Origin of the sequence: uncultured Gimesia sp. (assembly GCF_937910335.1) — a bacterium.
GTDB lineage: Bacteria > Planctomycetota > Planctomycetia > Planctomycetales > Planctomycetaceae > Gimesia.
This window is the reverse complement of the sequence record NZ_CALEMX010000149.1, coordinates 1-11,564: the sequence shown is the minus strand read 5'-3', so window position 1 is coordinate 11,564 and position 11,564 is coordinate 1. Positions and strand designations below refer to the sequence as shown.

Annotated in this window: 7 protein-coding genes and 1 pseudogene; 5 read left to right on the top strand and 3 right to left on the bottom strand. The window is 47.3% G+C overall.

The window, feature by feature from the left end:
- A pseudogene (locus Q0668_RS06055) lies at positions 1-530 on the bottom strand (ATP--guanido phosphotransferase); the annotation flags it as partial.
- 438 nt (positions 531-968) lie between these two features.
- Here Q0668_RS06055 and trpE point away from each other — a divergent pair.
- From trpE to Q0668_RS06035, 4 genes are all read left to right on the top strand, one after another.
- Positions 969-2,477: an anthranilate synthase component I gene (gene trpE / locus Q0668_RS06050; RefSeq protein ID WP_298861330.1), complete on the top strand. Its 1,509-nt coding sequence runs from the start codon at positions 969-971 to the stop codon at positions 2,475-2,477.
- 97 nt (positions 2,478-2,574) lie between these two features.
- The gene (locus Q0668_RS06045) at positions 2,575-4,260 is read left to right on the top strand and encodes an Nramp family divalent metal transporter (protein WP_298861327.1); all 1,686 of its coding nucleotides are present in this window, start codon (positions 2,575-2,577) and stop codon (positions 4,258-4,260) included.
- A gap of 99 nt (positions 4,261-4,359) precedes the next feature.
- Entirely contained in the window at positions 4,360-4,707 is a 348-nt protein-coding gene (locus Q0668_RS06040) for a histidine triad nucleotide-binding protein (RefSeq protein ID WP_298861318.1), read from the top strand.
- A gap of 140 nt (positions 4,708-4,847) precedes the next feature.
- Entirely contained in the window at positions 4,848-5,546 is a 699-nt protein-coding gene (locus Q0668_RS06035; RefSeq protein ID WP_298861315.1) for a hypothetical protein, read from the top strand.
- Between the two features lie 19 nt (positions 5,547-5,565).
- On the opposite strand, the gene Q0668_RS06030 is transcribed toward Q0668_RS06035, so the two are convergent.
- Positions 5,566-5,853, bottom strand: coding sequence for a hypothetical protein (locus Q0668_RS06030; protein ID WP_298861312.1), 288 nt, complete (start codon positions 5,851-5,853; stop codon positions 5,566-5,568).
- A gap of 401 nt (positions 5,854-6,254) precedes the next feature.
- Positions 6,255-9,707: a pyruvate carboxylase gene (locus Q0668_RS06025; protein WP_298861310.1), complete on the bottom strand. Its 3,453-nt coding sequence runs from the start codon at positions 9,705-9,707 to the stop codon at positions 6,255-6,257.
- A 354-nt stretch (positions 9,708-10,061) separates the two neighbouring features.
- Between Q0668_RS06025 and Q0668_RS06020 the strand changes: the two genes are divergently transcribed.
- Positions 10,062-11,057: a class I SAM-dependent methyltransferase gene (locus Q0668_RS06020; protein ID WP_298861308.1), complete on the top strand. Its 996-nt coding sequence runs from the start codon at positions 10,062-10,064 to the stop codon at positions 11,055-11,057.
- Positions 11,058-11,564 lie beyond the last annotated feature (507 nt).

The following is an 11,564-nucleotide window of genomic DNA, read 5'->3' as shown; positions in this document are numbered from 1 at the left end:
ACACTCACTCGAATTCCCGTGCCCACATTTGTAGGACAGGCAGTCAGATAACCAAATTCTTCATTGAATGCATACGTGACTTCCTGTTCCAGCAAGTCATCGATCTGGTTAATGGTGTCCCAGCACTCATTCAGAGAAAAACCGCTCCGCAAAACCTGCAGCCGAAGATGATCCTCCTCATTGACCATGATGCCAATGTTTTCTTCGCTATCCAGGCCAACTCCACGAGGTCCCGTACGTTCAGAGTGTTCGCGGCTGATCAGCTGTCGTTCCACAATAAACTGTCGATCCAAGGTCCCTAAGTCATTCACATCCAGATAGGACAGTTTTACATCCATAGGAAGCGATGTGATGATCGGGCGCAGCAGGAGTTCGATTTCGCCCAGAGTCGTTTCTGTGCAGCGATTAATAAAGGGGAACTGTGCGAGGTTTCTGGCCAGACGAATCCGACTGGACATCACGATATCCGAGTCCGGACCGATACCCCTCAGCCATTCACCACTTGTGCGAGTGAACGCGTCCAAATTCACCCTGGTTCTCCTTATAAATATAACGATCTGATATCAGATCGATTGACTGGAAATCTGGTCTCTCACCCGCATTGTATCTCGCGTGACATTCATTCACAAACCCTGTAAACTCATGGAACGAATACCATACTCATTCAGTCTGCGAAAGCAAAGCCTAATAAACTTCGAACTCGATGAAAGCTCTCTAAGATTGAACGCTTTTTTCATTTTATGCAAACAACGGCTGTAATTCCATTCCTCTCATGTGATTCAGAATCTTAAAAACAGGAAACCCTGATTTTAATTGAAGGTGAGAATGGGACATTTTGGACATTTTTGAGAACTGAGCCTCTACACAGCTTGTCTCAGAGATAGGAAATGTTCATAAGAGAGTCCACTCTCAATATTTGAGAAACCGGGATGCTTGTTCATCCACAGACAGTTCAAATAAGATAATCCATGAAATACCTCCCCGATTTTGAATCATTTGAAACGCTTTCTAATCAGTCAAATCTGGTACCCGTCTATCGGCAACTAACGGCTGATACATTGACTCCCGTGAGTGCTTACCAGTTGCTGGAAAAGGGACCCTATTCCTTTCTATTCGAGAGTGTTGTCGGCGGCGAGCAAATCAGCCGGTACAGCTTCCTGGGAGCGAATCCTTTTTTGATGGTGGACGCTTACGAAAAGCGGATCGTCATTCAGCATGCGGGAAAAACAGAGGAGCGAACGGTTGATGATCCCCTGCAGGAATTAGAGACAATTCTCGGGCAATATCAGGCCGCAGAGCTGCCTTCACTTCCGCGTTTTTGTGGCGGCGCAGTCGGATATGCCGGTTACGATGTGATCCGTTATTCCGAAAATTTACCGAACGCACCTGAGAATGACCGCCAGCTTCCCGATCTTTCATTTGCCTTATATGACCATATGGTGGTCTTCGATCAGATTAATAAAACAGTACTCGTCGTTGCCCACGCGCACGTTGAATCAGATTACGAACAGAAAGATTTACAAGCCGCCTATCAATCGGCCTGTCAGCGAATTGATGAAACGTGCCAGCGTTTCCAAAACGGCGATGCAACCGTCTTAAAGATGGCCGATATCAATGTAGACGCTCATACCGAACCCGATTTAAACTGGACGTCAAATTTCTCACAACCGAAATTTGAAGCCGCGGTTGAAGCCTGCAAGGAATATATTGTTGCAGGAGACATCTTTCAGGTCGTTTTAAGCCAGCGTCTCAAGCTGGAAACCCCGGCGACTCCCTTAGACATATACCGCAGTTTGCGTGTTGTTAACCCCAGCCCGTTCATGTTTCTGCTCAAAACTCCCGAGGTCGATCTGGTAGGCAGCTCGCCGGAAATTATGGTACGCGTGGAAGACCGAATCACAACCGTACGTCCACTGGCGGGAACAAGAAAACGCGGCAAAACCGAAACAGAAGATAAGCGACTGGCAGAGGAACTGCTGGCAGATCCCAAAGAACGCGCCGAACATGTCATGTTGATTGATCTGGCAAGAAATGATGTCGGACGCGTATGCGAATTTGGCTCGGTAGAACTCTCTGATGTCATGGTTGTGGAACGTTACAGCCATGTAATGCATATTACTTCTAATGTAACAGGCAAGTTAACCGAAGCACGGTCTGCATTAGATGCGCTAAGAGCAGGGCTGCCCGCGGGAACCGTTTCGGGCGCTCCTAAAGTGCGGGCGATGGAAATCATTGACGAATTTGAACCACACCGACGAGGTCCTTACGCCGGAGCCGTTGGCTATCTCGATTTTACCGGGAATATGGATACGTGTATTGCACTCAGAACACTGGTAATGCAAGGGTCGACGGCTTATGTTCAAGCCGGCGCCGGGATCGTTGCGGACAGTGTTCCCGAAACGGAATATTATGAAACATTGAACAAGGCAAAGGGGTTGCTCAAAGCGATTGAAGTTGCAGAAAAACAACTCAAATAATTTCGATGAGAGTTCATTCCGTTTGAATTCTTTCGACTCTGAGCAATGTTTCGGCATCACCCCATATTGTCGAAATCAAAAGTGAAGTAGGAGTACGATGGAATCGCAACAGGAGAATCAACCGCTCAATTCCTCCCCTGGTCCCGAAAAAACGGAAACCGTCGAAGCCCCCACCGACTTCTGGGGAATTGTGAAGCGTTTGGGGCCCGGGTTGATCATTGCCGGCAGCATTGTCGGATCGGGCGAACTGATCGCCACTACCAAAACCGGGGCACAAGCCGGAATTGCTCTATTATGGCTGATTATTGTCGGCTGCGTCATCAAGGTATTCGTGCAAATTGAACTGGGACGTTATTCCCTGACATGCGGCGAAACCACTCTAGCTGCTTTGAATCATGTTCCTGGCCCCCGTTTAGGATTCGTACGCGATCCGAAAAAACCAGCTCCAAACTGGATTCTCTGGTTCTGGCTGATCATGAGCGTCTGCACGATCGGACAGCTCGGAGGAATCGTAGGCGGCGTAGGACAGGCACTGGCGCTGACTCTGCCGATCCAGGGGGATTACCTTAAAGCCATTCAGGTTCCGTCAGAAAAGGAATTTGTAAAGTATCTGAAACTGGAAGAAGAATTAAAAGACGAAAAGAGCAAGTTGAGTTCATTAACCCCGGCAGAACGCGAACGTTATCTTCGCGGCCATGCGAAAATCAAGCAACGGATTGAACGAATTCAAGATAAAGGACAGATCATTCTGCAGAAAATTCGTAACAACGAAAAACTGGTCGATGCGAAAGGGGTTTCACTGATTGAGCCCCAGACATGGGACGATAAAATATGGGCCGGTGTAATTGCCATCATCACTTCATGCATGCTGTATTATGGTCGTTATAATTTAATAGAAAACTTATCAACGATATTAGTGGTTTCATTCACATTTATCACGATCGGAAATGTCATCTCATTGCAGACTTCAGAAGTCTGGACCATTTCAACAGAAGAGATTATCCGCGGGCTCTCTTTCGGGGTCCCGGCAGCCTCTGACGGAATGACGCCACTCCTTACTGCACTAGCTGCTTTTGGAATTATCGGCGTCGGAGCAACCGAACTGATTGCCTATCCATATTGGTGTCTGGAAAAAGGATATGCAAGATTTACCGGCGCACATTCAGAAGATGAAGACTGGGCTCGACGCGCCAAAGGCTGGATGCGCGTGATGAAAATAGACGCGTTTGCCTCCATGTGTATCTACACTTTTGCCACACTCGCCTTTTATCTAATGGGTGTCGCCGTCCTGCATAAAGAAGGTTTAGACCCGGATGGAATGCGAATGGTAAGCACGCTGGCGGAAGCGTATGTGCCGGTTTTCGGTGAATACGCCAAATGGCTTTTCCTCGTAGGAGCGATCGCCGTATTGTACTCGACCTTTCTGGTTGCCAATGCAGCGAATGCACGTATCTTCTCGGATGGATTACGATTTTTTGGAGTCGTAGACGACCGCAAACCGAATGCCGTGCAAAACTGGGTGAAGATCATGTCACTCATCCTGCCGTTACTTTGCCTGGCAGTCTTTCTAACAGGCGCAAATCCGGTTCGGCTAGTCTTAATTGCAGGAACAATGCAGGCGATCATGCTGCCGATGCTAGGCGTCGCAGCCATCTATCTGCGTTATACCAGGATCGATTCCCGCCTGACCCCCGGGCGCATCTGGGATTTGCTGTTGTTCCTTTCCTGCCTGGGACTGTTAATTGCCGGCGGCTATGGTGTGTATAAGCAACTTTTCGTGTAACCATTTTCATGAGCCAATAGGCCTAAAAGTAAGTCAATTCTCAGTTATCTTTGTGAATTTAAAAAAAGCGGCGAATATCTTAGAGGGGAGACAGGTTAAATGTCAGGTGAGAAAACAATTTTCAAGAAAATCATTGATCGGGAAATTCCGGCTGAGATTATTTATGAGGACGACTTCTGTCTGGCGTTCAACGATGTGAATCCACAAGCGCCCATTCACGTTTTGATAATTCCCAAACAGGAAATCCCTTCGATGGCTCATCTGAATCTTTCAGATCAGGAACTGGCGGGACATTTAATGCTGACAGTCGCAAAATTAGCAAAGACGTTAGGACTGGAAAATGGATACCGTACGATCGTGAATACCGGGACAGAAGGCGGCCAGACCGTGGATCATCTGCATCTACATCTACTGGGAGGACGTTCGCTGCATTGGCCACCCGGATAAAGCACCCTTGATTTTAAATTTAGCCCGAGATTTTAAATTTAGATAGACTGAGTACGAAAATCGCATTGCGAATACCAGCATAGGTCGATCATAATAAATTAAAGTATAAAAATCAGTTCAAATGAGCAGAGGAAAGAATCGTGTTGAAATCGAAAAATGACTGGGGAATTCAGAGTCTGATCTTGGGAAGTCTATTGGCTTTTATAATGACTTCCCAACCCGCAATCGCGCAAACCAGTTCTAAAAAAACAAATGTCAAACAGCTCAATATTCAGGCGGATAAACTGCGCGATGCATTCATCAAGCAGTCTGCAGACATTGCCAGAAAATACTCTGATGCAGGCGATTATGAGAATTCCCGTAAAATGCTGGAGTCAATTCTCAATATCAAAAAAGATGTGCCCGGCGTCAAAGAAATGATCAAGCAGCTGAATGAAAAATTGATGACCTCCAATTCGTCCGACTTCGAAATTGATGCTTCACGCAATTGGAGCGTTCCCGCAGGTTTGGTTGCGAAAGGGAAAATGGTTCGCGTTATGTCAACAGGCACTTATGATCTTAAAGCAGATATCAAAGTACCAGTCGGAGGCTTACCCAATAAAACTCCCATGAAAGATCTATCCAGAGGAATTCCAACAGGAGCATTAATGGGAGTTGTAGTTTCCCGGGAAAAAGGGAAAACGAAAATGGGAAAACCATTCATCATTGGAGAGAAAGTGGAATACGTACCCAAAGACGATGGCCTCTTAATGATCGGCTTAAATTTACCAGCCGGTCATCGCTCCTCTGGAAAAATTAAAGTCCGCATCAGTGGATTCATCCAACGCAACGCGAAATAATTTGCGTTGGACAACTCTGCTAGGACTTCTTATTACGTGTTTGCATTTCAGCTCGAATTTCTCGCTGAAGTAATTCCGTCATCTGGCTACGCTCCTGAAGAAGAGGAGCAGCTTGTGATATCGCTTGACGCATATCGCCGATGATCCCGCTTTCCAGTTCTTCTGTAGTAATCCCATCGCAGGCGTTCACACATGCAACGACGCGGCGTACCAATTCCTGATTTTCGGGTGTATCTTCTCCAAGAATTTCTCCCTCACTGGAGATTACAAAATGGGGAGGATTTACGGTTTGGCTCTCACCTGTCATTCGCCGAGTACTCCAAATTCTTTGAAAGAACATCAGAGATAGGTTGTGTTCTTTTGTTCTGTTTCAGAAATGACCTGGATTAATATCAGGATTACAAAACTACCTGCTATATAATCTATCGGCGAAGATCCAAGCCAGCATTGAATTTCTCTCGCTTAAGGAGGGAAATTGCCACCTGATTTTTTGAGATAAAAAGCACTCAATTGAAACGTTGGTACGAATGGGTAATATGGGTCAATTGCTGGGCGGGCATCCTCGAAATACTAAATAAAATCCCCGACCTGTACTAATGAGCTGGCCCTACAAAAAGAGACATTCACCTATAGAACACCAAAATTAATGAACGTCGAGACGGACTAAATTCGTTAGTTTTATGAATTAATAACTGACCGAAAAATCCACTACTCCAACTCAATCAATAAGTCACCAGCTTCAACCTGCGTACCAGGCTCAGCCAGAACCCGACTCACAACGCCATCCTGCTCCGAAATGACACTCGTTTGCATCTTCATGGCTTCCAGCATCAGAATTTGATCGCCCGCTTTCACTTTGCTCCCGACCTTGACCGAAAGTGAAACGATCACACCGGGCATCGCAGCGCCAATCTGTTTGGGATTCGAACTGTCTGCCTTTTGCCGTGATTCATCTTGGGGTGTCAATGACGTATCAACAATCACAACTTCACGTGGTTGGCCGTTTAATTCAAAGAATACAGTACGACAACCATCGGTTTGCGGCTTCCCTACAGCAAGAAACTTTATGATCAAAGTTTTGCCCGGTGCAATATCAACCGAGATTTCTTCTTCCGGCTCTAAGCCGTTAAAGAATGCGAACGTTGGTAATCCACTCGTATCATAATACGTATCAAGATGTGCAGCAAAATCTTCGAACACTTTGGGATACAGCAGATAAGAAACAACATCCTGATCGGTCGGCTTACGATGAATCATTTTCCGAACGGTCTTTGCAGCATCTTCAAAATCAGCAGGTGGAAGAATACTTCCCGGTCGTTCCGTCAAAGGCGCTTCGCCTCGCAAAATTCGTTTCTGAACATTTTCCGGGAAACCACCGGGAGTCTGTCCCATCCGACCGCTAACCAGATCCAGAACCGATTCCGGGAATGACAAATCACGATCACCATTCACAACGTCATCGCAAGACAGATCATTGGCGACCAGGAACAGAGCCATATCACCCACCGCTTTCGAGGTCGGCGTGACTTTTACGATATCCCCCAGAAGTTGATTCACTTCCGCATACACATGACAAACTTCAGACCAGCGATCACCCAGACCAAGCGATTGAGCCTGCTGTAACAGGTTGGTGTATTGACCGCCCGGCATCTCATGCTCATACAGATTCGCTCCGGCAGGCAACACCGGGCTTTCAAAGGCAGTATAAAAATTGCGAACCGCACGCCAGTATTCTGAAATATCATCCAGATGCGTAACGTTCACCGTCGGCTGATGATCTGTAAAACGCTGTGCTTCAAGAATCGTATTCAAATTCGGTTGCGATGTACCACCCGACATCGAAGGCACAGCACCATCGGCAATATCTAATCCGACTTCCGCCGCTTTCAGAATCGAAGCAGCCTGACCACCTCCCGTATCATGTGTATGAAAGTGGATCGGAATGCCAATCTCTTCTTTCAATGTTTTCACAAGTAACTGCGCGGCATAAGGTTTACAAAGACCCGCCATGTCTTTAATCGCCAGGATATGTGCCCCCATGTTTTCCAGCTCTTTGGCCATCTTTACGTAATATTTTAAATCATATTTCGTCTTGGCAGGATCGAGAATATCTCCCGTATAACAAATACTCGCTTCGCAGATCGCACCACTTTTCTGAACTTCCTCCATCGCAATTTTCATGTTGGGAACCCAGTTCAATGCATCGAATACGCGGAACACATCTATGCCCGCGTCAGCAGCTTCTTTCACAAAAGCGCGAACTACATTGTCCGGGTAATTGGTATACCCGACGGCACTCGAAGCCCGAATCAACATCTGGAACAGAATATTAGGCACTCGTTTGCGCATCTCGGCCAAGCGTTGCCAGGGCGATTCTTTTAAAAATCGCATGGACGTATCAAAGGTCGCTCCGCCCCACATTTCAAGCGAGAACAATTGCGGGCAGTTGTAAGCGTAAGCCTCTGCGATCTGCAGCATATCATGTGTTCGAAACCGAGTTGCATACAATGATTGATGGGCATCGCGGAACGATGTATCGGTCAGCAGCAATGGCTTCTGATCCAGAATCCATTTACCAAATTTTTCTGCACCCAGTTCCAGCAGTTTCTGTCGCATTCCATCCGGCGGAGAAATTTGTTTCTTATTGTAAGCAGGCACTGGTGCCGGTTTTCGACGCACCGATTTCGGACGATCCTTCACCAGCGGGTTCCCATTCACAATCGTATCCGCCAGATATGTCAGTAACTTGGTAGCACGGTCATGTCGTTTCGGAAATTCAAACAGCTCAGGCGTTTCATCAATAAACCGGGTAATACAATCGCCCTGAGTGAATGTAGGATTCGTGACCAGCTTCAGGAGAAAGGGAATATTGGTTTTGACACCACGAATTCGAAATTCCTGCAGACAACGTTCAATCCGCGCGCTGGCCACTTTAAAGGTACGCGCCCAGATGGTTACTTTCACCAGCAGAGAATCATAATAAGGAAACACCATCGCACCAGAAAACGCAGTCCCTGCATCCAGACGCACGCCCATCCCACTCGCAGAACGGTAATGAGCCACACGTCCATAATCGGGCATGAAATTATTCGTAGGGTCTTCCGTCGTCACACGGCACTGCACTGCAAATCCATGTGTTTTGATCTCTTCTTGTGAATTGATACTGATTTCAGGGTCAGACAGCTTTGAACCTTGTGCGATCAAGATCTGTGATTTGACAATATCAACGCCAGTCACTTCCTCAGTCACCGTATGCTCAACCTGAATCCGCGGATTCACTTCGATGAAGTAAAATTGATTCGTATCCGCATCCAGCAGAAATTCGACCGTGCCCGCACATTCATAATTCACACTTTGACCAATTTGTAAAGCGGCATCGCACAACGCCGTTCTAACATCCGGATCAATATTCGGAGCGGGAGCAATTTCTACTACCTTCTGATGACGACGTTGAACCGAGCAATCCCGTTCGTAAAGATGCACTAAATTTCCATGTTTATCACCGAGTAGCTGCACCTCAATATGACGCGCACGAGTGATAAATTTCTCGACGAACACATCCGGGCTACCAAACGCAGACAGCGATTCGCTCCGCGCCTGCTCGAACGCACCTTCAAATTCGTCTTTGTTCTGAACCACACGCATTCCGCGACCGCCACCACCGTGGGCCGCTTTTAGAATAATAGGAAAGCCTATACTTTCTGCCGTCTTCAAGCCCGCGGCCGCATCGGTAATCGCTTCGCCACTTCCACCCAGAACCGGGACTCCCACCTGTTCCGCAATCTTGCGTGCGGATATTTTATCACCCAGTTGCTGCAACGTTTCCACGCGCGGGCCGACAAAGATAATACCAGCGTCTTCGCATGCCTGCGCAAACTCTGCATTTTCCGAGAGAAACCCATAACCCGGATGAATCGCATCCACTTTTTTCTGCTTAGCCAAAGCGATAATCGATTCGATATCGAGATACGATTTGACGGGATGACCCGGTTTACCAATCTGATAGGCTTCATCGGCTTTCGTACGATGCAGAGCATAGCGGTCTTCATGGGTATAGATTCCGACCGTGCGAATGCCCAGTTCGTGAGTACTCCGAAAAATTCGAATCGCGATTTCACTACGATTGGCAACCAGCAGTTTTTTGATTTTACACTCAGACATGAATTTCCTAACTCTTTGTATACCTTAAGCTTGGCAGCTTGATTGAAGTTGTTTTCTGACTGCAATTTCCGACAGTCCAACGCTCACTAGAGTACATCCACGAGCCCGGAAATACAATGCAACGAGAGCATCCAGCCATTCATTCTCAACGTTGGAAATCAACATTCTGTAACTAAGAATAATCGCACTAAACCCTCTTGATAAATAGTCTTGGAATGATTCGTCTTGACCTGTTTTCTCTCTCCGATTAGTGTTCACACCGATCAAAACAATTCGTCTGCCGCCGGTTCGTTTCAACGAGTCATCTGCAGCAGAAATATCATAGGCATTTGGCCGAAAAAAGAAGTGAATCAAATGGAAAAAAAACAGTGCGATCTTTGTGCAGGAACCGAATTTGAACAAGTCGGAGACCGTGATCGGCACAGCAACCAGTTGGCATCGGTCATCTGCAAAACCTGTGGTCTGGTAGCACATGGACAAATTCCGACCGATGCAGAACTCGCCCGTTATTACGCCACCGAGTACCGCCAGAGTTATCACGGCGAGATGACCCCTTCGGATCGTCGTGTAATGCGTGCCTGGAAAAATGGCGAACGCATTTTCAATCAGCTTCAACCCTGTGTAAAACCGGACGCGAAAGTTTTTGAAGTCGGAGCCGGCATTGGTTGTACGGTGAAAGTCTTCGAATTGAACGGACATCAGGCCAGCGGCATCGAACCCGGTGAAGGCTTTCAGACCTATTCGCAAGAAACATTGCTGTCGAACGTAATCAGAGGCGACCTGTTTGAACAACCCCGCGATCACAGCCGCGAACTGGTTCTGCTGATACATGTAATCGAACATTTCAATTCGCCGCGCCGCGCACTCGAATATATTCGAAGCATGCTCTCGGATGCCGGACAGTTTTATATCGAATGTCCCAACATCGATGCTCCGTTTGCACGTCGCAGCAAAATGTTTCACTATGCACATATTCATAACTTCACGCCCTCCAGCCTGAAGATGCTGGCAGAAAGTTGTGGCTTCAAACTCGAACAGCAATTCGGCTCTCCCGAAAACCCGAATCTGCAAATGCTCTTTTCCTGCACTGAAAAATCAGAACCCAAAATCGATACCACCAACTATCAAAAAACCATGCAGGTCATCAACGAAGCCACTCCGCTACGTTATCATCTGCGCCCCTGTTACTTCTCTTCACGCGTGACCAAAGTCACCAGCTACATCCGCGAGCACCTGACCGCCGACCAGTTCGTGGCGAATGTCGTTCAAAAATGTCAGCAGTCCGCTGCCACCCCCCAAAACGAACAGCAGCAAAACGAGCCACCAGCAGAACACCGTTCCGCCGCCTGAAAAAGTTCCGGAATTCGTATCGAACAGGGTAATCAGCGTTTTCAAGACTCAGCCCCTCCTGTAGCGCTCCCGAAACCGGTGCACAGTATTGCTCTTGATTTGGTCCTGGAAAATCCCAATATGCGGTGATACGCGTCGCGCGCGAGATGCATTTTATGCGCACTGCTTTTTCCGAACACTGAAGATCTCACTACTATAAAAGTCTCTGTGTTTTGAAAATCTTCACCTGTCAATTCCGCACCGGTTCCCAATGTCTCGTAACTTATCGACGCGTACCGAACACACTGCGACGCGTTGCGGTCACCGTTTAACCACCGTTTGCCAGCTATTAACCACGCTTCGAACATCAATTTGAACTTGACTCCCCCACGCCGTTCAACAAAATAATTCACAGTCAAAACAGTCACCACCAAAAACAAACAGAGCAGTACGATCATGTCAGGACAGTCCTATCTGAAATGATAGGGGTAGGAAGGACCGGTTGTTCCCGGTCCCCCCTCCCTCCGA